Consider the following 24,722-nt stretch of genomic DNA (forward strand, 5'->3'; position numbering starts at 1 on the left):
CCGCTTTAGGCGACAACTGCGAGCAAGCGTGACGAGTTACGGCGTACGCCCGGCTCGAACGGAGATCCACTCGAACCGGTGAGGAACGCGGCCGGAGCGCCAACGCGCCCTGGCGGCTTGGCCCTTGAGGCCTACTTCTCGACCTCGGCGGCGAGCCGGTCGAGGACCAGGTCGTAGATGCGGCCGAGGCCCTTGGGGGCGAAGGTGCGCTCGAAGAAGCCGCCGATGCCGGTGGCACCGTCCCACGTGCTGGTCACGACGACGCGGGACTTGCCCTCGCCGGCCGGGGTGACCCGCCAGGTGGTGACCATGGTGGAGTTGCGGTCCTTCTCGACCAGTTCGCCGTCGGTGGGCTCGCTGACCTCCAGGAGGCAGTCGCGGACGCGCTTGCTGGTGGCCTGGAGCTTCCAGTGGACGAGGGTGCCCTCGCCGTCGCCGCCCTCGCGCACCTCGTACTCGCTGAACTGCTCGGGCAGCACCTTCGCGCGCGTGCCGCTGTAGTCGGCGAGGGCGTCGAAGACAGCCTCCGCGTCGGCTGCGACGACCCGCTCGGTAGTCGCCTCGACCTGCGCCATCGGTTTCCTCCAGGACATGAGTCAGGACATCGGTTCTCGGGGTCGGGGCAAGCCAACCACCCCCGCCTACGGCCACCCAAATCGGGGTGCCTCAAGGCGCCGGAAGCGATCGGGAACGGCTCGGGAATGACACTTGCACAGTAATTCGAACAAGTGTTTCACTCGGAGGGCAGGCCTACTTAGGAGGCGTCATGCGCTGGGAGAACCTCACCGTCGATTCCGGCGGCCACAGCCGGACGGCCGACGCCGCGCTGTTCGGCGCGGACGCCGTGGTCAGCCGTACCTTCGACACACCCGAGTTCCGCGGGATCACCTTCCACGAGGTGCGGGCCCGCTCGATCATCAACCGGGTGCCGGGGGCGTCCCGCATGCCCTTCGAGTGGACGGTCAACCCGTACCGGGGCTGCTCGCACGCGTGCGTGTACTGCTTCGCCCGCAAGTCGCACAGCTACCTGGACCTCGACACCGGCCTCGGCTTCGACTCGCAGATCGTGGTCAAGGTGAACGCGCCGGACCTGCTGCGCCGCCAGCTCGGCTCCCGGCGCTGGCTGGGCGAGCACATAGCGATGGGCACGAACGTCGACTGCTACCAGCGCGCGGAGGGCCGCTACCGGCTGATGCCGGGCATCCTCGGCGCCCTGCGCGACCACGCGAACCCCTTCTCGATCCTGACGAAGGGCACGCTGATCCTGCGCGACCTGGACCTCCTGGTGCAGGCCTCCGAAGTCACCGACGTCGGCATCTCCGTCTCCGTAGGCTTCACCGACCCGGCACTGTGGCGCACGGTGGAGCCCGGCACGCCCTCCCCGGAGCGGCGCCTGGACGCCGTACGGACCCTGACCGGGCACGGCATCGACGTCGGGGTCCTGATGGCCCCGGTGATCCCCTTCCTGAGCGACGACCCGGCCCAACTGCGCGCCACGGTAAGGGCGATAGCGGCCTCCGGGGCGAGCTCGGTGACTCCCCTGGTGCTGCATCTGCGGCCCGGCGCCCGCGAGTGGTTCATGGCCTGGCTCGGGCAGCACCACCCGCACCTGGTGCGCCGTTACGAGCGGCTGTACGCGGAGGGCGCGTACGCCCCGAAGTGGTACCAGCGCCGGATCACCCGTCAGGTCCACGACCTGGCGCAGGAGTACGGCATCGGTCCCGCGCGCGCGGGGATGCCGCGCCGGATCCCCGAGTCGCCGGACCCGGCGGATCAGCCGGTGTCCGAGCCGACGCAGCTCACGCTGATCTGAGGGTGTTCGTCCCTGATCTGATCCGGGAGCGCTTCTCACCGAACCGAGGGCGTTCGAGCGCATCCGGCGGCCCAATTGGGTCAAGTATCGGCTGAACAGGTTCTTCCGCCCCGAGATTTCGGGACTATGCGGCGAGGACGGACCGCGAAACCCGCTGTCCGCCGCCTCTCCGTCCTGGGAGGACGTATGAGAAAACGCGCAGCCGTACTGTGCGGTGCCGCCGTCGTCGTGGCCGGGACGGTCACCGCTCTCCCTGCCGACGCGAGCACCGCGCACCCCACGACCACCGTCCAGGCGGCGAAGCTCAGCTGGAAGAGCTGTGCCACCACGGACTATCCGACGCTCCAGTGCTCAAGCGTCAAGGTGCCGCTCGATCACGCGAACCCGCACGGCCAGCAGATCTCGCTCGCCCTGTCCCGCGTCCCGCACACCGCGAAGACGTACCAGGGCCCACTGCTGGTCAACCCCGGCGGCCCCGGCGGCAGCGGACTGACCCTCGCGGGCTTCGTCGCGTCCTCGCTGCCCAAGGCGGTGGCGTCCCAGTACGACGTCATCGGCTTCGACCCGCGCGGCGTCGGCAAGAGCACCCCCGCCCTGGACTGCGAGCCGGGCTACTTCAACCCGGTGCGCCCCGACTCGGTGCCCAGCACCCCGGCGCTGGAAAAGGCCAACCTCACGCGCGTGAAGGCGTTCGCGGCCGCCTGCGGCAAGAAGTACGCGAGCGTCCTGCCGTACATCGACACGATCAGCGCCGTGCGGGACATGGACTCGATCCGGGCGGCACTCGGCGCGAAGAAGATCAACTACTTCGGTTACTCGTACGGCACCTACCTGGGCGCCGTGTACGCGAAGCTCTACCCGCAGCGCGTGCGCCGCCTGGTCCTCGACTCCATCGTCGATCCCACCGGCGTCTGGTACGACGACAACCTCGGGCAGGACTACGCCTTCAACGACCGCCAGCAGGCGCTCATGGCGTGGATCGCGAAGTACAACACCACGTACAAGCTCGGCACCGACCCGGCCAAGATCGAGGCCAAGTGGTACGCGATGCGGAAGGCGCTCGCGAAGAAGCCGGCGGGCGGGAAGGTGGGGGCCTCCGAACTGGAGGACACCTTCGTCCCGGGCGGCTACTACAACGGCTACTGGCCTTATCTGGCCGAGGCGTTCGCGGCGTACGTGAACGACAAGAACGCCGATCCCCTGGTCGAGACGTACGAGAACTTCGCCGCGATCGACGCCTCCGGGGACAACGGGTACAGCGTCTACACCTCGGTGCAGTGCCGTGACGCGTCCTGGCCGCGCGACTGGAACCAGTGGCGCAAGGACAACTGGGCGGCCTACGACAAGGCGCCGTTCATGGTGTGGAACAACGCCTGGTACAACGCGCCGTGCGCGTTCTGGCCGACGCAGACGAAGCAGCCGATCAACATCGCCAACGGCAAGCTGCCGCCGGTGCTGCTGTTCCAGGCGACGAACGACGCGGCCACTCCGTACGAGGGCGGCGCCACGGTCCACCAGATGCTGGCCGGTTCGAGTTTCGTGGTCGAGCAGGGCGGCGGGAACCACGGCATCACGCTGAGCGGCAACGCCTGCCTGGACAAGTACCTGGCGACGTATCTGACCGACGGCAAGGTGCCGCGCAGTGGCGGCGAGATCGACGCGGTGTGCCAGAAGACGCCGGACCCGAAGCCACTGACCACGGCGAAGGCGGCGACGAGCACGGCACACGGTTCGACGCTGCACGGCTTGTTGGGCTTCCGCGGCTGAGCACGGCTTGACTGTCCCCCGGGGGCGGGAATCCTCGTTGTCAGACCCATGGTCCACCATGGACGCATGAGTGAGCTGACGAGGATTCCCGCCCCCGACGGCGTCGCCCCCGCGACGGCCTACACGCACGTCGTCATGGGCACCGGCCGCTTCGTCGCGATCTCCGGCCAACTCGCCCTGGACGAGGACGGCAAGCTCGTCGGCGAGGGCGATCCGGCGGCCCAGGCCCGCCAGGTCTTCGAGAACCTCCGCCGCTGCCTGGCCTCCGCGGGTGCCACCTTCGACGACGTGGTCAAACTGACCTACTTCGTCACGGACATGGCCCACATGCCGGCCATCCGCACGGCCCGCGCGGCACACATACCCGACGACCGGCTGCCTGCCGCCTCGGCCGTCCAGGTCGCCGCGCTGGTGCGACCGGAGTTCCTGTTGGAGATCGAGGCGTTCGCGGTGATCGCCGAACAAGGCGAACAAGCCGAGCAGGCCGAGTAGTTCGGAGGCAGGCGCGGCTAATTCGGAGGCGGGCGCGGTCGCCACCTCCCTAGGGTGCCGCCATGGACGACGCCGAGCCCCTCCGCATCCGCCCCATGACCCTCGCCGACTGCGACCGTGTCTCCGAGATCCGCGTCCTGGGCTGGCAGTTCGCGTACCGGGGCCTCATGCCGCAGCCATTCCTCGACACCCTCAGCGCGAAGGCCGACGCCGAACGCCGCCGGGCCCGCTTCGAGCAAGGGGACGGCAGCGTGCTGAACCTGGTCGCGACCCGGGGTGCCGAACTCGTCGGCTGGGCAGCGATCGGACCGTACCGCGACGGTGAACTCCGCACCGGAGAGGCGGAGTTGTACGCGATCTATCTCGACCCCCGGTACGTGGGCATCGGCGCCGGCCGGGCCCTCGTGCAGGAGTCCCTACGGCAGTGCGCGGACCGCGGTCACCACCGCGTCTACCTCTGGGTCGTCCGAGGCAACGCCCGCGCCCGCCGCTTCTACGAGCGCGCGGGCTTCCGGGCGGACGGCACGGAGGAGCCGTACGAGGTGGAAGGGGTCGCGGTGCCCGAGCTGCGGTACGTCAAGGAACTGAGGGGCTGAGCGCCGCACCGGGCCGACAACTCACCGCTGCCGCGGAATCCGCCCCAGCGCGTGCACCGCCGCCTCCGCCAGTGCCGGGTGGGCGAGCGCGTCGTTCAGTACCGGTCTGGCGCGCGGGTCGGCCAGTGCGCCGAGGCCCTCCACGCAGGCCAGCGCCACGCGGCGGTACGGGTCGTGGGGGCGCAGGCGGCGCTGGAGGGTGGTGATGAGCGCGGGGACGGACTCGGGGGCGTGGAGGTCGGCCAGGAGGCGGACGGGGTGCAGGGCGTAGGCGACGCGGAGTTCGTTGGTGGCGAGGGCGGCGGCCGCGCGGGCGGTGCGGGGGTCGTCGAGGCGGGCCAGGGCGTACGCGGCGGAGGCGCAGCGCTGCGGGTCACGGTGGTTGAGGAGGAGGACGAGAGACTCGAAGGCACGTCGGTCGCCGGCGAGGCCCAGGCGGAACGCGGCCAACTCCCTTGCCCACAGCGGATGGCCGGGGGCGGTGAGGACCTCCGCCAGTTCGTCGAGGTCGCCGGTCGCCACGAGTCGCTCGTACGGCACCGCTCCTCCCGACTCCTGCCGTAAGCGCTCCGTGAGTGATCGCAACTCTTCGTCCATGAAACCGAGCCTATGGGTGTCACAGGAAGCCCGGGACCTACATCACAAACTCGGGGGCTGGCGCGCTCGTTACTCACCGGTTAAGCTCAGGTGAGCGAGTTACCCACTCGCGTATCTCCTTACGGCGGCCTGGTGACGCAGCCGCCGTGAGTGCAGTCGGTTCGGTGCCTCGTGTACCGCGGTACGACCAGGCCTGGGACAGGGCCGGTCGGAACTCCCTCTTCTCGCCGGGCGTGTGCGCTCGTTGCCCGGTATCACCCGCACTCCTTCTCGCACTCCGTGCGCCCCTCGGCGTACGGAGTGCGCTCCCAGTCGTCACCCTCATTCCAGGAGTCCCACGATGGCAGCTCCCCTGTCCGACGCTCCCCTGTCCCCGTTCAAGACCATTGCCGTCGTCGGTCTCGGCACGATGGGCACCGGTATCACCGAGGTCCTCGCCCGGGCCGGCCGCGAGGTCGTCGGCATCGACGTCAGCGAGGCCGCGACCGCGCACGCCGTCGCCGCCCTGGAGACCGCGACCGCCCACGCCGTGCGACGCGGCCGGCTGACCGAGCAGGAGCGCACCGACGCCCTGGCCCGCGTCCGCACCTCCACCGACCTGAGCGCCGCGGCCGACGCCGACCTGGTGATCGAGGTGGCCCCGGAGTCGTACGAGATCAAGCACCAGATCTTCCGCGAGCTGGACGGGGTCGTGCGCCCCGACACCATCCTCGCGACCGGCACGAACGCCCTCTCCGTGACCCGGCTGGCGGCCGACTCGGCACGCCCCGAGCGGGTGTTGGGGCTGCACTTCTTCAACCCGGCGCCCGCGATGAAGCTGGTCGAGGTCGTCTCCTCGGTGCTGACCGCGCCCGCCGCCGTCGCCGCCGTCACCGAGCTGGCCATCGAGCTGGGCAAGGAACCCGTCGCGGTCGGCGACCGGCCCGGGTTCGTCGCGGACGGCCTGCTGTTCGGCTACCTCAACCAGGCGGCCGCGATGTACGAGGCGAAGTACGCCTCCCGCGAGGACATCGACGCCGCGATGCGGCTCGGCTGCGGGCTGCCCATGGGCCCGCTCGCGCTCCTCGACCTCATCGGCATCGACACCGCGCGCACGGTCCTGGAGGCCATGTACGCCGAGTCCCACGACCGCCTGCACGCCCCCGCGCCGATCCTGAAACAACTCAGCGAGGCGGGCCTGACCGGCCGTAAGACGGGTCGCGGCTTCTACTCCTACGAGACTCCCGGCAGCGCGACCCTCGTGCGGGACGCGCTGACCCCGGTCGAGGGCGCGCGGCTCACCCCCGGCCGCACCGTGCGCTCCGTCGGTGTCGCCGGTTCCGGGACCATGGCGTCCGGTATCGCCGAGGTCTTCGCCAAGGCCGGGTACGAGGTCGTGCTCGCCGCGCGCAGCGAGGAGAAGGCGCAGGTCGCCAAGTCCCGTATCGGCAAGTCGCTTTCGCGCTCCGTCGACAAGGGCCGGATGACCGCCGAGGCCGCCGCGCAGACCCTGGAGCGGATCACTCCGGCGGGCTCCTACGACTCCTTCGCCGACGTCGATCTGGCCGTCGAGGCGGTCGCCGAGGACCTGGAGATCAAGCAGCAGCTGTTCGCGACGCTGGACAAGGTCTGCAAGCCGGGCGCGGTCCTGGCCACCACGACCTCGTCGCTCCCGGTCGTCGCGTGCGCCCGCGCCACCTCGCGCCCGCAGGACGTGATCGGCATGCACTTCTTCAACCCCGCACCGGCCATGAAGCTGGTCGAGGTCGTCCGTACGGTGCTGACGGATGCCGACGTCCAATCAACAGTTCACGAGGTGTGCGTCAAGATCAAGAAGCATGCCGTCGACTGTGGTGACCGGGCCGGATTCATCGTCAACGCACTGCTTTTCCCGTACCTCAACAACGCGATCAAGATGGTGCAGGAGCACTACGCGTCGCTTGACGACATCGACGCCGCGATGAAGCTGGGCGGCGGCTACCCGATGGGCCCCTTCGAGCTGTTGGACGTCGTCGGACTGGACGTCTCCTTGGCGATCGAGAAGGTCCTGCACCGCGAGTTCCGCGACCCGGGCCTCGCTCCGGCACCGCTCCTGGAGCACCTGGTGGCCGCGGGCTGCCTCGGCCGCAAGACGGGCCGCGGCTTCCGCGAATATGCCCGCCGCTGAGCGTCCGGAGGACCGGTTCGACGTCGACGGCGACTGGGGCGGGCTGCTCGATCCCACCGGAGAACCCCTGCCCACAGCGGGCGGGGGAAACCCCGGACGTGCGCGCCAAGCTGCGCACATGCAGTACGTTCGGGTCATGCCCCAGCCCGCCAAGCCCTCCCGTACACCTGCCACGCCCGACGCACCGGAGAGTGCCGCGGGCAGTCGTGCCGCCGCCCAGCGCCTCAAGATGCGGCGCGAGTTGGCGGCGGCCGCGATGGAGCTGTTCGCGACCAAGGGGTACGAGGCGACCACCGTCGACGAGATCGCGGCCGCGGCCGGGGTCGCGCGCCGGACGTTCTTCCGCCACTTCCGTTCCAAGGAAGAGGCGATCTTCCCGGATCACGACGACACGTTGATCCGGGCCGAGGCGGTACTCAATGCCGCCCCCGCGCACGAGCACCCGCTCGACACGGTGTGCCGGGGCATCAAGGAAGTCATGCGCATGTACGCGGCCCAGCCGGAGATCTCGGTCGCCCGCTACAAGCTGACGCGCGAGGTGCCCACCCTGCGCGAGGCCGAGATCGCGTCGGTGGCCCGCTACGAGCGGCTGTTCACGCGCTATCTTCTGGGCCACTTCGACGAGCACGCGCACGACGACGACGCCAACGACGACCCGCTGCTCGCCGAGGTCGCCGCCTCGGCCGTGGTCACCGCCCACAACCACGTGCTGCGGCGCTGGCTGCGGGCCGGCGGCCAGGGCGACGTCGAGGCGCAGCTCGACCACGCCTTCGGGATCGTACGGAAGACGTTCGGCAGCGGCATCGGCGCCGGCCGCACCACGACCCCCAAGCCGGCCACGGCGATGGTGCACCAGCAGGGCGAGGTCCTGGTGACCGTCGCCCGCACCGACGCCCCGCTGGACGAGGTCATGCGGACCATCGAAGAGGCACTGAGAGACCGCTGACCTCCCCACCCCTCCGTGATGACGGCCACCCCACGGGGTGGCCGTTTTGGCATGCCAGAGCCCCTTTTCACGCACCTTTCAGGCCTCGTTCGATCGATCATCGCTCATTTGTTACGTAAAGATTTCACCTGAGAGCGATTCATGGCACTCGGTGCCTTGCGGGGTGACACGCAGTGTCATACGTTGAAGAGGTCCGGGCGGCCGGCGTACAGAGACCTCTCGTACGTCGGCTGTCCCCGCAACCCACCACTGGGCTGCGCGCCCGGACGCCTGCGTCACAGGCAACCTCCGCGCCACAAAGCGCTGCCGAAGCACCACCCCGCCGAACCGACGGCACCTCAGCACCCACCCTCAGCAGCAGCACCGACGTAACCATCGGCGCCCCTCCCTCAGGGCGCACTTCGCCGGAGGCAACACCGTGACCGTCAAGGACATCCTCGAAGCGATCCAGTCGCCGGACTCGACTCCGGCCGATTTCGCCGCCCTGCCGCTCCCCGAGTCGTACCGCGCGATCACCGTGCACAAGGACGAGACGGACATGTTCGCGGGTCTCACCACCCGCGACAAGGACCCCCGCAAGTCGATCCACCTGGACGACGTCCCGGTGCCCGAACTCGGCCCGGGCGAGGCCCTGGTGGCCGTGATGGCCTCCTCGGTCAACTACAACTCCGTGTGGACGTCGATCTTCGAGCCGATGGCGACCTTCGGCTTCCTGGAGCGCTACGGCAAGCTCAGCGAGCTCACCAAGCGGCACGACCTGCCGTACCACATCATCGGCTCCGACCTCGCGGGCGTCGTCCTGCGCACCGGCCCCGGCGTGAACGCCTGGAAGCCCGGTGACGAGGTCGTCGCGCACTGCCTGAGCGTGGAGCTGGAGTCGAGCGACGGGCACAACGACACGATGCTCGACCCCGAGCAGCGGATCTGGGGCTTCGAGACCAACTTCGGCGGGCTCGCCGAGATCGCGCTCGTCAAGTCCAACCAACTGATGCCCAAGCCGGGGCACTTGTCGTGGGAGGAGGCCGCCGCCCCGGGCCTGGTGAACTCCACCGCCTACCGGCAGCTGGTCTCCCGCAACGGCGCCGGCATGAAGCAGGGCGACAACGTCCTCATCTGGGGCGCGAGCGGCGGACTCGGCTCGTACGCCACGCAGTTCGCGCTCGCGGGCGGCGCCAACCCCATCTGCGTCGTCTCCTCGCCGCAGAAGGCGGACATCTGCCGCGCGATGGGAGCCGAGGCGATCATCGACCGCACCGCCGAGGACTACAAGTTCTGGGCCGACGAGCACAACCAGGACCCGCGCGAGTGGAAGCGCTTCGGCAAGCGGATCCGTGAACTCACCGGCGGCGAGGACGTGGACATCGTCTTCGAGCACCCGGGCCGCGAGACCTTCGGCGCAAGCGTTTACGTCACCCGCAAGGGCGGCACGATCGTCACGTGCGCGTCGACCTCCGGGTTCAACCACGAGTACGACAACCGCTACCTGTGGATGTCCCTGAAGAAGATCGTGGGCTCGCACTTCGCCAACTACCGCGAGGCGTGGGAGGCCAACCGGCTGGTCGCGAAGGGCAAGATCCACCCGACGCTCTCCCGCGTGTACTCCCTGGAGGAGACCGGTCAGGCCGCCTACGACGTCCACCGCAACCTCCACCAGGGCAAGGTCGGCGTCCTGTGCCTCGCCCCCGAGGAGGGCCTCGGTGTGCGCGACGAGGAGAAGCGCGCCCAGCACATCGACGCCATCAACCGCTTCCGGAACATCTGAGGTCACGTAGATGACTGAGCGTCAGAAAGACCGGCCGTGGCTCATGCGCACGTATGCCGGTCACTCCACGGCAGAAGCGTCCAACGAGCTGTACCGGCGCAACCTCGCCAAGGGCCAGACCGGTCTGTCGGTCGCGTTCGACCTGCCGACGCAGACCGGCTACGACTCCGACCACATCCTCGCCCGCGGCGAGGTCGGCCGGGTCGGCGTGCCGATCGCGCACCTCGGGGACATGCGCCGGCTGTTCCAGGACATCCCCCTGGACCAGATGAACACCTCGATGACGATCAACGCCACCGCCATGTGGATGCTGGCGCTCTATCAGGTCGTCGCGGAGGAGCAGGGCGTCGACATCACCCTGCTCCAGGGGACGACCCAGAACGACATCGTCAAGGAGTACCTGTCGCGGGGCACGCACGTGTTCCCGCCGGTGCCCTCGCTCCGGCTGACGACCGACATGATCTGCTACACGGTCAACCACATCCCCAAGTGGAACCCGATCAACATCTGCAGCTACCACCTCCAGGAGGCCGGGGCCACCCCGGTCCAGGAGATCGCGTACGCCATGTCCACCGCGATCGCCGTCCTGGACGCGGTGTTCGCGTCCGGCCAGATCCCCGAGGACCGCAGGGGCGATGTCGTCGCCCGCATCTCCTTCTTCGTGAACGCGGGTGTCCGCTTCATCGAGGAGATGTGCAAGATGCGCGCCTTCGGCCGCATCTGGGACGAGGTCACCCGCGAGCGCTACGGCATCGAGAACCCGAAGCAGCGCCGCTTCCGCTACGGCGTCCAGGTCAACTCCCTGGGCCTGACGGAGGCGCAGCCGGAGAACAACGTCCAGCGGATCGTGCTGGAGATGCTGGCCGTGACGCTGTCGAAGGACGCACGCGCGCGCGCCGTGCAACTCCCGGCGTGGAACGAGGCGTTGGGGCTGCCCCGGCCCTGGGACCAGCAGTGGTCGCTGCGCATGCAACAGGTGCTGGCCTACGAGAGCGACCTGCTGGAGTACGCGGACATCTTCGACGGCTCGCACGTCATCGAGGCGAAGGTGGCCTCCCTGGTCGAGGAGTCCCTCGCCGAGATGGACCGGATCGAGGAGATGGGCGGCGCGATGGCCGCCGTCGAGTCCGGCTACCTGAAGTCGCAGCTCGTCTCCTCGCACGCCGAGCGCCGGGCCCGTATCGAGTCCGGTCAGGAGAAGATCGTCGGCGTCAACATCTTCAACACGACCGAGCCCAATCCGCTCACCGCGGACCTCGACACGGCGATCCAGACGGTCGACCCGGCCGTCGAGGCCCGGGTCATCGAGTCGTTGCGGCACTGGCGGGACACGCGCTACCAGCCGCCGTTCAACCACCCGCGCCCGTGCAAGGCGCTGGAGCGGCTGAAGGAGGCCGCCAAGGGCACCGGCAACCTCATGGAGGCCACCCTGGAGTGCGCCCGCGCCGGTGTCACGACCGGCGAGTGGGCCGGGGCCCTGCGCGAGGTGTTCGGCGAGTTCCGGGCGCCCACGGGCGTCTCGTCGGCGCCGGTCGCGGTGCCCGCCGAGGAGGGCTCGGCGATGGCCGAGGTCCGCCGCAAGGTGGATGTGACGGCCCGCGAGATGGGTGCCGGGAAGCTGCGCTTCCTGGTCGGCAAGCCGGGCCTGGACGGGCACTCCAACGGCGCCGAGCAGATCGCCGTACGCGCGCGTGACGCCGGCTTCGAGGTGGTCTACCAGGGCATCCGACTCACCCCCGAGCAGATCGTGGACGCGGCCCTCGCCGAGGACGTGCACGCGGTCGGCCTGTCCATCCTGTCCGGCTCGCACGCCCAGTTGGTGCCGGACGTGCTGGACCGGCTGCGCGAGGCCGGCGCGGCCGACATCCCGGTGATCGCGGGCGGGATCATCCCGAACGCCGACGCCGAGCTGCTCAGGGCCGCGGGAGTGGCCGCGGTCTTCACCCCGAAGGACTTCGACATCACGGGAATCATCGGCCGTATCGTCGACGAGATCCGGAAAGCGAACAAGCTCGACCCCCTGCTCGACCCCTTGGAGGTCCCCGCATGACCACGCCCGCCCCCGTCAACCGGCTTCGCCCGCGGCGCTCCTGTCTCGCGGTCCCGGGAAGCAACCCGCGCTTCCTGGAGAAGGCGCAGGGCCTCCCGGCCGACCAGGTCTTCCTCGACCTGGAGGACGCGTGCGCGCCGCTCGCCAAGCCCGAGGCGCGGCACACCATCGTCAAGTTCCTCAACGAGGGCGACTGGACGGGCAAGACGCGGGTCGTGCGCGTCAACGACTGGACGACCGAGTGGACGTACCGCGATGTCGTCACGGTCGTCGAGGGCGCGGGCCAGAACCTCGACTGCATCATGCTGCCGAAGGTGCAGGACGCCCAACAGGTCGTAGCGCTCGATCTGTTGCTCACGCAGATCGAGAAGACGATGGGCTTCGAGGTCGGCAAGATCGGCATCGAGGCGCAGATCGAGAACGCCCAGGGTCTGAACAACGTCAACGAGATCGCCACGGCCTCGCAGCGCGTCGAGACGATCATCTTCGGCCCGGCCGACTTCATGGCGTCGATCAACATGAAGTCGCTGGTCGTGGGCGAGCAGCCGCCCGGCTACCCGGCGGACGCCTACCACTACATCCTGATGAAGATCCTGATGGCCGCCCGCGCCAACAACCTCCAGGCGATCGACGGCCCTTACCTCCAGATCCGCAACCTCGACGGCTACCGCGCGGTCGCCCAGCGGGCCGCCGCGCTCGGCTTCGACGGCAAGTGGGTGCTGCACCCGGGCCAGGTCGAGGCGTCCAACGAGATCTTCTCGCCCTCTCAAGAGGACTTCGACCACGCCGAGTTGATCCTGGACGCGTACGACTACTACACGTCCGAGGCGGGCGGCAGGAAGGGCTCCGCGATGCTCGGCGACGAGATGATCGACGAGGCCAGCCGCAAGATGGCGCTCGTCATCTCGGGCAAGGGCCGGGCCGCCGGTATGGAGCGCACGTCCAAGTTCGAAGCCCCGGAGGCCTGAGCACCATGCAGTTCGGACGCACCTACGAGGAGTTCGAGGTCGGCGCGATCTACAAGCACTGGCCCGGGAAGACGGTCACGGAGTACGACGACCACCTCTTCTGCCTCCTGACGATGAACCACCACCCGCTCCACATGGACGCCAACTACGCCGAGAACACAACGGACTTCGGCAAGAACGTGGTCGTCGGGAACTACGTCTACTCGCTGCTCCTCGGCATGTCGGTGCCGGACGTATCGGGCAAGGCGATCGCCAACCTGGAGGTCGAGTCGTTGAAGCACGTGGCGCCGACGTTCCACGGGGACACGATCTACGGCGAGACGACGGTCCTCGACAAGACGCCCTCGAAGTCGAAGAACGACCGCGGGATCGTGTACGTCGAGACCAAGGGCTACAAGCAGGACGGCACGCTGGTCTGCGTGTTCCGCCGCAAGGTGATGGTGCCGACCGAGACGTACATCAAGGAGCGCGGCGGCGAGCAGCCCGGCCGCCCCCAGCTCAAGGAGCAGGAGAAGTAGCCATGGCGCGACTCGCCCAGACCGCCGGTCTCACCGACATCCAGCGGGAAATCCTGTCCACCGTCCGCGGCTTCGTGGACAAGGAGATCCTCCCGGTCGCCACCGAGCTGGAGCACCGCGACGAATACCCGCAGCAGATCGTCGACGGGCTCAAGGAGTTGGGCCTCTTCGGCCTGATGATCCCGGAGGAGTACGGCGGCCTGGGCGAGTCCCTGTTGACGTACGCCCTGTGTGTGGAGGAGATCGCGCGCGGGTGGATGTCCGTGTCCGGGATCATCAACACCCACTTCATCGTGGCCTACATGCTCAAGCAGCACGGCACGCAGGAGCAGAAGGACCACTTCCTGCCGCGCATGGCGGCCGGCGACATCCGGGGCGCGTTCTCGATGTCGGAGCCCGCGCTCGGTTCGGACGTCTCGGCGATCACGTCGAAGGCGGTGAAGGACGGTGACGAGTACGTCCTGACCGGCCAGAAGATGTGGCTGACGAACGGCGGTACGTCGTCACTCGTCGCCGTCCTCGTGCGAAGTGACGAAGGACACCCGGAGGGCACCGCGCCCCACAAGTCGATGACGACCTTCCTGATCGAGAAGGAGCCCGGTTTCGGTGAGGTCCGGCCCGGTCTCACCATCCCCGGGAAGATCGACAAGATGGGCTACAAGGGCGTCGACACCACCGAGTTGATCATGGACGGCCTGCGGATTCCGGCCGATCGGGTCCTCGGCGGAGACACCGGCCGAGGTTTTTACCAAATGATGGACGGAGTCGAGGTGGGCCGCGTCAATGTGGCGGCGCGTGGCTGCGGTGTCGCTCAGCGTGCCTTCGAACTGGGCGTCTCGTACGCACAGCAGCGTCACACCTTCGGGAAGCCCATCGCCCAGCACCAGGCGATCCAGTTCAAGCTCGCGGAGATGGCTACCAAGGTCGAGGCCGCCCATGCGATGATGGTCAATGCGGCACGCAAAAAGGACTCCGGGGAACGAAACGACCTTGAGGCAGGGATGGCGAAGTACCTCGCCTCCGAGTACTGCAAGGAGGTCGTCGAGGACGCCTTCCGGATCCACGGCGGGTACGGCTTCTCCAAGGAGTACGAGATCGAACGCCTTTACCGCGAGGCGCCGATGCTGTTGATCGGCGAAGGTACCGCCGAAATCCAGAAAATGATCATCGGGCGCAGGTTGCTCGAAGAGTATCGATTCCAGGGCTGATTGTCCGTTTCGGGGTGTTTTCTTCGAGAAGAAGATCACACCCCGTCAACGCTCCTCAGCCGCCGACTCGGCTTCCTGGCTTGCCCAGTTGTGGCCCGCGACCGGTACGATCCCGGGAAAGCCGCCGTCCCCCGTTTACTGCGCGGCATCATCCGCTACGAAGGTCATCCATGCCCCACAGCCAAACCTCTGCACCACGCGACAGCCTGGCAGGCGTACGCCTCGCGCGCGGAGCATCGCCGTGGCTCCTGCCGACCGTCGCCACCGCAGCCCTCAGCCTGGTACGTGCGCGCAAGTCCGGCGCCGCCAAGGTCGTGGCCGTACCCGCCACCGCGCTCGCGGCGGGCATGCTGTGGTTCTTCCGCGACCCCGAGCGCGAGATCACCCAGGGCCGGGTCATCTCTCCCGCCGACGGTGTGGTGCAGAGCATCATGCCGTGGAAGGACGGTCGCACCCGCGTCGCCATCTTCATGAGCCCGCTGAACGTCCACGTCAACCGCGCGCCGCTCTCCGGCACGGTGACGTCGGTCGAGCACATCCCGGGTGGTTTCGTTCCCGCGTTCAACAAGGAGAGCGAGAACAACGAGCGGGTCGTCTGGCACTTCGACACCGAACTCGGTGACATCGAGATGATCCAGATCGCCGGCGCCGTCGCCCGCCGCATCGTCCCCTACGTTCCGCAGGGCACGAAGGTCGAGCAGGGCGAGCGCATCGGACTGATCCGCTTCGGTTCGCGTGTCGACATCTACCTCCCCGAGGGTGTCGAGGTGGACGTGGAGGTCGGCCAGAAGACCGTGGCTGGGGTGACTCGCATTGACCGTGGTTGATCCGGAGACACAGGCGGGCTGGGTGCCCGAGGCCGATGAGGTGGACGACGAGGAGGAGATGCCTCTTTCTCTCCGCCTCTCAATAGCGGACACCCTCACCCTCGGCAACGCCACCTGCGGCTTCATGGCGGTGTACTTCACCACCACCGGCATCCTGATCCCGCACCTGACGGGCAACGACGAGTCGACCGGCATGGCCCGCCACAGCGCGGCCACCGCGGTCATCCTGATGCTGTGCGCGGCGGTCTTCGACCTCTTCGACGGCCTCGTCGCCCGCAAGCTGCGCTCCTCCCCCATGGGCGCGGAGCTGGACAACCTGTCGGACCTGATCAGCTTCGGCCTCGCGCCGGCGTACTTCGTCCTCGTCTACGGCATGGTCGCCGACGACGCGCACCAGAGAGTGGCCGCGGTCGGGGCGATCGTGGTGCTGCTGGCGGTGGTGCTGAGACTGGCCCGCTTCTCGTGCGTGACACCACCGAACGGCATGTTCCAGGGCATGCCCTCCCCGTTCGGCGCGCTGACGGTGGTCTCGATCGTGCTGCTCGAACTGCCCTTCGTGGCAACGCTGCTCGCGATCCTGGGCACCGCCTGGCTGATGGTGAGCCGGGTCGAGTACCCGAAGCCGCGCGGTCGCCTCGCGGTCGCGATGCTCGCCTGGATCGTCCTGTCGATGGGCCTGCTGGCATCCTGGGCGTTCGACGCCCCGGGCGGTCAGCTGCTCCTCCAGACGGGCTGCGCGCTCCAGCTGGTCATGGGCGCGGTGATCCCGCTGTTCGCGACGGCCCGCCGCGTGAACAACTTCCGCGGCAACCGGCGTGAGGCGCGGGCGGCACAGCTGCCGTAGCGGTCGTAGGAGACATGGCGAAGGGCCCGAGCCACCTGGCTCGGGCCCTTCCGCGTTCCTTGGGCGGGACTCAGACCAGAAAGTCCCGTGCGATGTTCTCCGCCACCCGCTCCAGGATCGGTCCCGCCTCCGCGATGCACTTCACGACGTCCGGTTCCAGGGCCGTGAGCGGGTAGGCGCGGCGGATGCCGGCGTGGCCCAGGGACTGCGGGGGCAGGGCGAGGCGGCCGCAGACCGCGACGACCTCCTTGCCCTCGGCGCGGGCCGCCGCGGCGACGCCTGCCGGGGCCTTGCCGTGGAGGGTCTGTTCGTCGAGGGAGCCCTCGCCGGTGATGACGAGGGTGGCGCCCTCCAGGGCGGCGGCGAAGCCGAGGACGTCGAGCATGACCTCGATGCCGGGGCGGAAGCGGGCACCGAGGAGGAGGGCGCCGTAGCCGATGCCGCCGGCAGCACCCGCTCCGGGTGCGGCGGCGTACTCGGCGGCCTTGGTGCCGATCGCTTCCTCAAGGACCTTCGCGTAGTGGCCGAGGGCCGCGTCGAGGGCGTCCACGTCGTCCGGCGCCGCACCCTTCTGGGGGCCGTAGACCGAGGGGGCGCCCTTGGGGCCGGTGAGGGGGTTGTCGACGTCGCTCGCGAGGATGAGGTCGACGGTGGTGAGGCGCGGGTCGAGGCCCGTGAGGTCCGCCGAGGCCAGGTCGGTCAGGCCACCGCCGCCCGGGGACACCGGTTCACCCTCCGCGTCCAGGAAGCGGGCGCCGAGCGCGGAGAGCATGCCCGCGCCGCCGTCCGTCGTGGCGCTGCCGCCGACGCCGAACACGATCGTGCGGGCGCCCGCGTCGAGCGCGGCCCGCAGCAGTTCGCCGGAGCCGTACGTCGAGGAGGTCAACGGGGCGAAGACGCCCTTGGGCAGGCGTTGCAGCCCGCTCGCCTCGGCCATCTCCACGACGGCCGTGTCGCCGCGTACCGCGAAGGCCGCGGTGACCTCGTCGCCGAGGGGTCCGGCGACCCGTATCTCCCGTCGCTCGAAGCCCGCCGCGACGGCCGCGTCCACCGTGCCGTCGCCGCCGTCGGCGACCGGCATCGCCGTCACGTCCAGATCGGGTACGACCCGGCGCAGCCCGGCCGTCACCCGCTCGGCGACCTGCACGGCCGTCAGCGACCCCTTGAACTTGTCCGCGGCGATGAGCACCCTGTGGGTGCCCCTCTGTGCAGCGTCCGCCACCTTGCGATCCCCTTGCTCTACGGGCCCCCGCGCGTTCAGGGGCCAGTCGCGCCGCTGCGACCTTAACCGGCGGACGCCCCCGACGTCATGCCCCGACCGAACGCTGGGACCGGGCTGAGCAGACCCTGTGCCGCAGCCGGGCCCGGAATCGGGTACACCGGAGGTATGACCCCTGTAGGCACTGAGCCGGCGCTCGCGGACCGCATCCTCGGGGGCTGGCTGGGCCGCATCGCGGGCAACATGCTCGGCAAGCCGGTCGAGCAGGGCGACCTGTGGACACGCGACCGCATCGACCGCTATCTCCGGCAGGCCGCCGCCCTGCCGCTGACCGACTACCTCCCCGAGCCGCCGAGCGAGCACGACGGCTTCGAGTTGCGCCCCGAGTGGCAGCGGTGCGTACGCGGTCGGATCCACGGCAGCTGCCGTGACGACGACGTCGACTACGCGATCCTCGGCCTCGACCTCCTGGAGACCCACGGCTTCGGCTTCAGCACCGAGCAGGTCGGCGAACTGTGGCTGCGGAGACTGCCGTACCTACAGACCTTCACGGCCGAACGCGCCGCCTACCGCAACCTCGCCAACGGCCTCAAGCCACCGCTGACGGCGACGCACGACAACCCGTACCAGGAGTGGATCGGCGCCCTGATCCGCGCCGACATCTACGGTTGGACCGGTCCAGGCGCCCCGCGCCGCGCTGCCCAACTCGCGCGCAGGGACGCGGTGTTGTCCCACTCCGGGAACGGTGTCTACGGCGCGATGTGGGCCGCCGCTCTCGTCTCGGCGGCGTTCACCGCGCCGACCGTGCGGCACGCCCTGGATACGGCGTTGACGGTGATCCCGCCGGGCTGCCGGCTCGCGCGGACCGTGCGCCGGGTGCTCACCCTGCACGAGACCCGGATGACCTGGGAGGACACGCTCACCACACTGTCCGAGGAGACCGCCGGGCTCGGCTGGATCCACACGATCCCGAACGCGGCCGTCCTCACCGCCGGACTCCTGTACGGCGACGGCGACTTCACCCGCACCATCACGCTGACCGTCCGCGGCGGCCTGGACACCGACTCGAACGGCGCGACGGCGGGTTCGGTCGCCGGGGTCCTCACCGGCGCGGACGCGATCCCGAACCAACGGAAGGACCCGCTGGAGGACACCGTGCGCAGTGCGGTGTTCGGCTTCGACGGGGTGCGGATCAGTGAACTGGCGGCGCGGACCGTGCAGTTGGCGGAGGCCGTCGACGCCTAGACGGCGCCCTGCGCGATGAGGCTCCGGGCGCAGTCGAGGACAGCCTCGCGCGCGGGGCGCGGTTCCCAGCCGAGGACGCGGCGGGCCTTCTCCGTGCTGTGCCGGTTGCGGCGGCCGAGCGCGGGGGTGATCTCGCGCAGGGACGGGTCCCGGAAGCGGGCCGCGAGGCGGACGGCGAAGTCCGGGAGGCGGCGCGTGGAGACGGTACGGCCGTGCTCGCCGAGGCCCTCGCGCAGGGTGCGGGCGATGTCCTCCATCCACACGAACTCCCCGGTGGCCAGGAAGCGTTGACCGGCGGCCCGCGGTGATTCCATCGCCCGGATGTGGACGTCGACCAGGTCCCGGACGTCCACGACTTCGAGACCGATGCGGGGCACGCCGGGCATCTTCCCGCTCACCATGCGCGCGATGATGCCGACGGAGCCCATGTTCGCCGTGGTGAGGACCGGTCCAAAGACCGCGCCGGGGAGGACGGTGGTCAGCTCGGTCGGGCCGTCGTAGTCACGCATGAAGTCCCAGGCGGCGCGCTCGGCGAGGGTCTTGGAGCGGCGGTACGGGATCAGGGTGAGGTCCTCTGGATCGGTCCAAAGCGACTCGTCGGTGACGCCTTCGGAGGCGTACGACGAGGGGCTCGCGGCGTTCGCGGCCGAGGTCATCACCACGCGTCGTACGCCCGCCTCGGTGGCCGCGCGCAGAACGCGCAACGCTCCGCCACGGGCCGCGACGATGAGCTCGTCGGGGTCGTCAGAGGCGGCGCCGAGCGGAGAGGCGACGTGCAGGACGAAGTCGACGCCCTTGAGCGCGGCCTCCCAGCCCTCGTCGGCGGTGAGGTCGGCGACGGCGAAGCTCAGCCGGCCCGCGGGGTCGACGACGGCCGCGACGGCGTCGGTGACCGCGCGTTCCTTGCCCGGGGCGCGGACGGTCGTACGGACGTCGTAGCCGCGGCGGAGCAGTTCGGCGACGCACCAGCCTGCGATGTAGCCGCTGCCTCCGGTGACGAGGACGAGTTCGGGCATGACGGTGCTCCCTGCGGTGTCGGATGGGGGTGTGCCAGAATGGAGAGCGAAACGGAGGCCCCTCCGGTACATCTCTCAACGTACCGGAGGGCCCTCCGCTTAGCAATCCGACACCGGACGGACGCCCCAGACCCGTGAACCCGAAACCGACCCGCCGTGACGCCCTCGACAACCGGGAGCGCATCCTGACCGTCGCCCGCGAGGCGATCGCCGCGTCAAGCAGCGCGTCCCTCACCGCGATCGCCAAGGAGGCGGGCGTCGGCATCGGGACGCTCTACCGCCACTTCCCCACCCGGGAGGCGCTGATCCTGGAGCTGTACCGCCACGACATACAGCACCTGATCGACCGCGCGCCGGTGCTTCTCGCAGACCATCCCCCGCTCGTAGCCCTACGCCTCTGGTTGGACGAGGTCGCCCACTACGGGAGGCTCAAGTACGGCGTCGCCGAGGTCATCCACGCGGCGACGGACGGGGGTGCCGACGACGAGTACTTCGCGCCCTTCGTGGCCGCAATTGCCGTACTCCTGAAGGCGGGCGCCGCCGACGGGTCGCTCAAGTCCGGGCTCGATCCGGAGGACGTGCTGCTTCAGTTGAGCGTGTTGTGGCGGCTCGATCCGGCGCGGGGCGGGGAGGCGCGGGCCGGGCGGATTCTGGACCTCATTGTGGATGGGTTGCGGACGCCGTCGCCGTAGGTTCTGTGGCCTCGAACGCCTCCGCTGTCACGCCGAACGCGCGCAGCATCAGCCGGTCGCGCAGGCCGTCCGGCAGGAAGCGCAGCAGGGCGAGGGCGCGGCCGTCCTTGCCCGTGGTGGTGAGGGTCGCGGGGCGGCGGGCGGTCAGCGCGCGTACGACGGCGTCGACGGCCGGGGTGACCGGGCCGAGCGGCTGGCGGGCGGCTGTCGTTCGTACGGCGTCCAGGGCGCGGGCATAGTGGCGCCGGGTCTCCGGTGAACCGGCCCAGCCCATCTCCGAGTTCGCCTTGTCCGCCGTGGCGAAGATGGGGGTGTCCATGGCGCCGGGTTCGACGAGGGTGACCTTGACGCCCTGGTGGCGAAGTTCCGCGCGCAGGGAGTGGGTGAGGGCGGCGAGGGCGGCCTTGGAGGCGGCGATCGGGCCGAAGAACGGCGGCGGGACGCGGGCCGAGACGGCGCCGACGTTCACGATCCGGCCGCCGGACGCCCGTAGCGCGGGCAGGAAGGCGCGGATCACGGTCGCCTGACCGATCACGTTGATCTCGAACTGGCGGCGCCACGCCTCGGTGGGGGTCAGCTCGACAGGACCCTGACCCATGATCGCGGCGCTGTTCACCAGCCCGTCCAGACGGGGGCCGACCTGTTCCGCCGCTGCGGTGACGGAGTCCTCGTCGGTCAGTTCGAAGCGTACGGGGGTGAAGCCGGCGTCCCGGAGCGCTTCCGCGTCCGCCGGTTCGCGGTGGGCGGCGTACACGGTCCAGCCGTCGGCGTGCAGACGGCGGGCGACAGCGGAACCCACACCGCCGGTGGCGCCGGTGACCAGGACGGTGCGGGGAGTGGACAGGGACAGCTCAGCCACAAGGGCCGCCTTTCGGCAGGGAGTTGGGATCACCTCGGACCTGCGGGTCCGGTGTCCCTCCCACCCTGCGCCGAGTGGCGGCCCAGTTGAAGAGTGCAGAATTTACTGGTGCCCCCGACACCACCAACAGAAGCCAGGGAATCACCGGAAGCCACGGATCACGGCCGCAAGGCCCTCGCCGCCTTCCTGCGTTCCCGCCGCGAGCGTGCCGACCCGGCGGAGACGGGGCTGCCACCGGGTGGCCGCCGCCGCACCCCGGGCCTGCGACGCGAGGAGGTCTCGCTGCTCTCCGGCGTGAGCCTGACCTGGTACACCTGGCTGGAACAGGGCCGGGACATCAACGTCTCCCCGCAGATCCTGCTGGCCCTGGCCCGCGCGTTGCAGTTGGACGACGTGGAACGGGCGCACCTGTTCCGGCTGGCGGGCCGCACCGCGCCCGAGCCGGCCGAGCGGTCCCTCCAAGTCCCGGACGTCGTAAGGGCGTTCCTGGACACACTCATGCCGAACCCCGCCTTCGTCATCGACCGCTGCTTCGACGTCCTGGCCTGGAACCGGGCCCAGGAGGCGATCCTCGGCCCCGCCCTCCTCGACCGGCCGCGCCGCGAACTCAACAGCGCCTGGCTGCTGTTCAGGGAACCGGGCATCCGTGCCCTGATGCCCGAGTGGGAGGCGGAGACCGAGTGGATGGCGGGTCTGCTGCGGCAACAGGCGGCGTACGAGCTGGACAACCCGCGGTTCGCGGAGCTGATCGACGAACTGGTCACCACCAGCCCGCACTTCGCACGCCTGTGGGAGGCACACGAGGTGGTGGAGTTCCGGTCCTCGCTGCGCCGTTACCACCACCCCCGCGCGGGTGACATCGAGGTGTCGTTCGTACGGCTCGCGGTGCAGGAGGCGCCCTGGTTGAGCCTGGTCTGTCACTTCCCGGTGCCGGGCAGCGAGTCGGAGAGGCGGCTGCGCGGGCTGGTTACCCTTCCCTAATGACCACCACGACAGACTTCGCCACGTACCTCGCGGGCCTCCCCCGCATCCTCGCCGGGGCCGCCGCCCTGTTCCGTGACACCGAGGGCCAGGTCCTCCTCGTCGAGCCCAACTACCGTGAGGGCTGGGCCCTTCCGGGCGGCACGATCGAGTCCGACGACGGTGAGACACCCCGCCAGGGCGCGCGCCGCGAGACCCTGGAGGAGATCGGCCTCGACGTCGAACTCGGCCAACTGCTCGCCGTCGACTGGGTCTACCACGGCCCGGAATACCCGCCGTTGGTGGCCTACCTGTACGACGGCGGAGTCCTCACCGCGAACGACCTCAAGTCGATCCAACTCCAGGAGGAGGAGTTGTTGTCGTGGCGGCTCGTCCCGCGCGAGGAAGTCACCGAGTACCTGCCGGGTTCACTTGGGCTGCGGGTTCTGGTCGCGCTGGATGTGCTGGAAGAGGGGTCGGGGACTGCGGAGTTGGAGAACGGGCGGCGGGTCGGCTGACGGGGTGGCGGGGCGCCGAGCACGGATCGGCTGACGCGAGGCGGAGGGCCCAGGGGGGCTCACGCCGGGCGGAGTGGCCAGGGGGCACGTCGGCCGACGCCGGGGCGAGCGCGGGGCGCGACGGGTGACGCTGGGCGGCTGGCTGACACCGGGCGCCAAGCTGAGCGCCCCGGCAGGGTGGCTTACGCCGCCGGCGGGGCGGGCACAGCACATGACGGCTGACGGCTGACGGCTGAGCCAGCGAGCGGGCGACGTGGACAACGCCGTTGGCGGCCGGGCGAGTTGACCGGTGTCAGCCACCCAGGATGCATCGGCTCACGCCAGGCGGAAGCCGTAGGGCGGACGCGCTGGACGATGCTGGGACAGGTGACTAACACCGGGCCGGAGGGCTGGGCGGCCGGCCACGACGGCTGACGCCGAGCGGAAGGCCGGAGCTCGGCGACGTCGACAACACCCGGCACGGCCAGGCAAGTCGACCGGCATCAGCCACCCCGAGCGCGCCGGCTCACGCCAGGCAGAAGCCGTAGGGCTGGCGCGCCGGACGGCACTGGGACGAATGACCGACACTGGGCCGGAAGACTGGGCAGCCAGCCACGACGGCTCACACCGAACGCAAGGCCGGAGCACGGCGACGTCGACAACACCCGGCACGGCCAGGCAAGTTGACCGGCATCAGCCACCCCGGGGACGCCTCGGCTCACGCCGGACGGGAGGCCAGGGCGGGCGCAGTGGGCGGCGCAGGGCGACTGGGCCGTGGGGTGGGTGAGGTCGATAACGCCGGTGGCAGCCAGGCAAGTTGGCCCGCATCCGCCGCCCCGGTCCCGCAGGGCTCAGCCCTCGACCTCCCGGGGTTTCACGTCCGCCTCGCGCAGCGCGTCGTCGCGGGTCTCGGCCCTGGCCTCCGTACGGTGGCCGCGTTCGATGTAGTCGCGGACGACGAGTTCGACGGCGTCCTGCGGGTTGCCCACGCCTGCGAGCACCATGACTTCCACGACGAGAGCCGCGTCGAGCGAGACGGTCACCTTGGCCATGTGCGGACGGTAACATCCGCCGCCGCGCCCCGAACATCGGGACGAGACCGGGACCGGGACCGAGGAACAACTCCCCGTTGATGACGAGCACTTCCCCCTCGGACAATGACCGCGGCTGCCTGCGCATCGTCCTCGCCGTTCCCCTCGTGCTGCTCACCCTTGTCGCCGTGTCCTGTTGCTGGACGGCGCTGACCATCCGTCCGTCCGGCTCCGGGGACGACGACGCGCACGCCGGCATCGTTCTCGCGTGTGTGCTCGCCATCGGGGGCGCCGGTGCGGTGGTGGGGGTGTGGCTGCTGCCGTCCGTGCGGCGGGTCATGGGGTGGTGGTGGGTGGGGCCGACCGTCGTGTCGGGCGTGGTCTCGGTGATCCGGTACGTGGGAGCCGGCTGACGACGCGATATCCGCCGTCCCGTCGTCCCACGCACCCGTGAATCCGTTGCCGCCGTGGATCCTGTGTGCCGTGGATGCGACACAGCCCCGGCTCGCATCGCTCAGCCGTAGGCCTCAAGAACCTTGGAGTTCGTCCGGTCGTCCGGTCGTGGGGCCTCGGCCTTGGCGACACCGATCGGCCAGGACACACCGGTCCTGGCGAGTCCGTGCTGCCATGTGACACACCTCGGCAACGACGGTCGGCGTTCGGGCGGTC

The 24,722-nt window shown here is 69.8% G+C and carries 24 protein-coding genes; 18 read left to right on the forward strand and 6 right to left on the reverse strand.

The annotated features are described in order from the left end of the window. Nucleotides 1–131: 131 nt before the first annotated feature. Complete coding sequence (locus tag OG194_RS08155) at nucleotides 132–575, reverse strand: SRPBCC family protein (RefSeq protein WP_327400181.1); 444 nt, start codon at nucleotides 573–575, stop codon at nucleotides 132–134. 191 nt (nucleotides 576–766) lie between these two features. Between OG194_RS08155 and OG194_RS08160 the strand changes: the two genes are divergently transcribed. The 4 genes from OG194_RS08160 to OG194_RS08175 all read left to right on the forward strand — a co-directional run bounded on the left by OG194_RS08160 (nucleotide 767) and on the right by OG194_RS08175 (nucleotide 4,668). Continuing rightward, nucleotides 767–1,813, forward strand: coding sequence for an Rv2578c family radical SAM protein (locus OG194_RS08160; protein ID WP_327400182.1), 1,047 nt, complete (start codon nucleotides 767–769; stop codon nucleotides 1,811–1,813). Nucleotides 1,814–1,999: 186 nt separating this feature from the next. Continuing rightward, nucleotides 2,000–3,580 carry an alpha/beta hydrolase gene (locus OG194_RS08165; protein ID WP_327400183.1) on the forward strand — a complete coding sequence of 527 codons (1,581 nt, stop codon included), beginning with the start codon at nucleotides 2,000–2,002 and terminating at the stop codon, nucleotides 3,578–3,580. Nucleotides 3,581–3,646: 66 nt separating this feature from the next. Beyond that, nucleotides 3,647–4,072, forward strand: coding sequence for a RidA family protein (locus OG194_RS08170; protein WP_327400184.1), 426 nt, complete (start codon nucleotides 3,647–3,649; stop codon nucleotides 4,070–4,072). Nucleotides 4,073–4,134: 62 nt separating this feature from the next. Next, on the forward strand, nucleotides 4,135–4,668 hold the full coding sequence (locus tag OG194_RS08175) for a GNAT family N-acetyltransferase (protein ID WP_327400185.1): 534 nt from the start codon (nucleotides 4,135–4,137) through the stop codon (nucleotides 4,666–4,668). A 21-nt stretch (nucleotides 4,669–4,689) separates the two neighbouring features. Here the strand turns inward: OG194_RS08175 and OG194_RS08180 are convergent, their stop codons facing one another. Further along, a complete protein-coding gene (locus OG194_RS08180; RefSeq protein WP_327400186.1) occupies nucleotides 4,690–5,265 on the reverse strand; it encodes an adenylosuccinate lyase in 576 nt (191 codons plus the stop codon). Nucleotides 5,266–5,605: 340 nt separating this feature from the next. Here OG194_RS08180 and OG194_RS08185 point away from each other — a divergent pair, with 340 nt between their 5' ends. From OG194_RS08185 to pssA, 9 genes are all read left to right on the forward strand, one after another. Next, a complete protein-coding gene (locus OG194_RS08185; protein ID WP_327400187.1) occupies nucleotides 5,606–7,411 on the forward strand; it encodes a 3-hydroxyacyl-CoA dehydrogenase family protein in 1,806 nt (601 codons plus the stop codon). Nucleotides 7,412–7,529: 118 nt separating this feature from the next. Then, on the forward strand, nucleotides 7,530–8,357 hold the full coding sequence (locus tag OG194_RS08190) for a TetR family transcriptional regulator (protein ID WP_033279584.1): 828 nt from the start codon (nucleotides 7,530–7,532) through the stop codon (nucleotides 8,355–8,357). A 418-nt stretch (nucleotides 8,358–8,775) separates the two neighbouring features. Next, on the forward strand, nucleotides 8,776–10,119 hold the full coding sequence (gene ccrA / locus OG194_RS08195) for a crotonyl-CoA carboxylase/reductase (protein WP_327400188.1): 1,344 nt from the start codon (nucleotides 8,776–8,778) through the stop codon (nucleotides 10,117–10,119). Between the two features lie 10 nt (nucleotides 10,120–10,129). After that, nucleotides 10,130–12,169 carry a protein meaA gene (locus OG194_RS08200; RefSeq protein WP_327400189.1) on the forward strand — a complete coding sequence of 680 codons (2,040 nt, stop codon included), beginning with the start codon at nucleotides 10,130–10,132 and terminating at the stop codon, nucleotides 12,167–12,169. After that, nucleotides 12,166–13,137: an HpcH/HpaI aldolase/citrate lyase family protein gene (locus OG194_RS08205; protein ID WP_327400190.1), complete on the forward strand. Its 972-nt coding sequence runs from the start codon at nucleotides 12,166–12,168 to the stop codon at nucleotides 13,135–13,137. The genes OG194_RS08200 and OG194_RS08205 overlap by 4 nt, the downstream gene beginning before the upstream one ends. 5 nt (nucleotides 13,138–13,142) lie before the next feature. Further along, a complete protein-coding gene (locus OG194_RS08210; RefSeq protein ID WP_327400191.1) occupies nucleotides 13,143–13,655 on the forward strand; it encodes a MaoC family dehydratase in 513 nt (170 codons plus the stop codon). A 2-nt stretch (nucleotides 13,656–13,657) separates the two neighbouring features. Further along, entirely contained in the window at nucleotides 13,658–14,863 is a 1,206-nt protein-coding gene (locus tag OG194_RS08215; RefSeq protein ID WP_327400192.1) for an acyl-CoA dehydrogenase family protein, read from the forward strand. 170 nt (nucleotides 14,864–15,033) lie between these two features. After that, entirely contained in the window at nucleotides 15,034–15,690 is a 657-nt protein-coding gene (locus OG194_RS08220; protein ID WP_200688558.1) for a phosphatidylserine decarboxylase, read from the forward strand. A 22-nt stretch (nucleotides 15,691–15,712) separates the two neighbouring features. Then, complete coding sequence (gene pssA / locus OG194_RS08225; protein ID WP_019062931.1) at nucleotides 15,713–16,534, forward strand: CDP-diacylglycerol--serine O-phosphatidyltransferase; 822 nt, start codon at nucleotides 15,713–15,715, stop codon at nucleotides 16,532–16,534. 70 nt (nucleotides 16,535–16,604) lie between these two features. On the opposite strand, the gene OG194_RS08230 is transcribed toward pssA, so the two are convergent. After that, a complete protein-coding gene (locus OG194_RS08230) occupies nucleotides 16,605–17,723 on the reverse strand; it encodes a glycerate kinase (RefSeq protein WP_327407007.1) in 1,119 nt (372 codons plus the stop codon). 198 nt (nucleotides 17,724–17,921) lie between these two features. On the opposite strand from OG194_RS08230, the gene OG194_RS08235 reads away from it, so the two are divergent. Continuing rightward, nucleotides 17,922–18,998: an ADP-ribosylglycohydrolase family protein gene (locus OG194_RS08235; RefSeq protein WP_327400193.1), complete on the forward strand. Its 1,077-nt coding sequence runs from the start codon at nucleotides 17,922–17,924 to the stop codon at nucleotides 18,996–18,998. Here OG194_RS08235 and OG194_RS08240 read toward each other — a convergent pair. Next, a complete protein-coding gene (locus OG194_RS08240; RefSeq protein ID WP_327400194.1) occupies nucleotides 18,995–20,014 on the reverse strand; it encodes an NAD-dependent epimerase/dehydratase family protein in 1,020 nt (339 codons plus the stop codon). The genes OG194_RS08235 and OG194_RS08240 overlap by 4 nt on opposite strands. 134 nt (nucleotides 20,015–20,148) lie before the next feature. On the opposite strand from OG194_RS08240, the gene OG194_RS08245 reads away from it, so the two are divergent. Next, on the forward strand, nucleotides 20,149–20,706 hold the full coding sequence (locus OG194_RS08245) for a TetR/AcrR family transcriptional regulator (protein ID WP_327400195.1): 558 nt from the start codon (nucleotides 20,149–20,151) through the stop codon (nucleotides 20,704–20,706). Here OG194_RS08245 and OG194_RS08250 read toward each other — a convergent pair. Then, nucleotides 20,672–21,565: an SDR family NAD(P)-dependent oxidoreductase gene (locus tag OG194_RS08250; RefSeq protein WP_327400196.1), complete on the reverse strand. Its 894-nt coding sequence runs from the start codon at nucleotides 21,563–21,565 to the stop codon at nucleotides 20,672–20,674. The genes OG194_RS08245 and OG194_RS08250 overlap by 35 nt on opposite strands. A gap of 108 nt (nucleotides 21,566–21,673) precedes the next feature. Here OG194_RS08250 and OG194_RS08255 point away from each other — a divergent pair, with 108 nt between their 5' ends. Both OG194_RS08255 and OG194_RS08260 read left to right on the forward strand, forming a co-directional pair. Beyond that, entirely contained in the window at nucleotides 21,674–22,546 is an 873-nt protein-coding gene (locus OG194_RS08255; RefSeq protein WP_327400197.1) for a helix-turn-helix transcriptional regulator, read from the forward strand. Next, a complete protein-coding gene (locus tag OG194_RS08260) occupies nucleotides 22,546–23,043 on the forward strand; it encodes an NUDIX hydrolase (RefSeq protein ID WP_327400198.1) in 498 nt (165 codons plus the stop codon). Before OG194_RS08255 ends, OG194_RS08260 begins: the two co-directional genes overlap by 1 nt. Before the next feature lie 830 nt (nucleotides 23,044–23,873). Here OG194_RS08260 and OG194_RS08265 read toward each other — a convergent pair. Beyond that, entirely contained in the window at nucleotides 23,874–24,074 is a 201-nt protein-coding gene (locus OG194_RS08265) for a DUF2191 domain-containing protein (RefSeq protein ID WP_327400199.1), read from the reverse strand. 80 nt (nucleotides 24,075–24,154) lie between these two features. Between OG194_RS08265 and OG194_RS08270 the strand changes: the two genes are divergently transcribed. Next, nucleotides 24,155–24,466 (forward strand): hypothetical protein, encoded by a 312-nt coding sequence (locus OG194_RS08270; RefSeq protein WP_327400200.1) that lies wholly within the window; start codon nucleotides 24,155–24,157, stop codon nucleotides 24,464–24,466. The last annotated feature ends 256 nt before the right edge of the window (nucleotides 24,467–24,722 follow it).

The organism is Streptomyces sp. NBC_01288 (assembly GCF_035982055.1).
GTDB lineage: Bacteria > Actinomycetota > Actinomycetes > Streptomycetales > Streptomycetaceae > Streptomyces.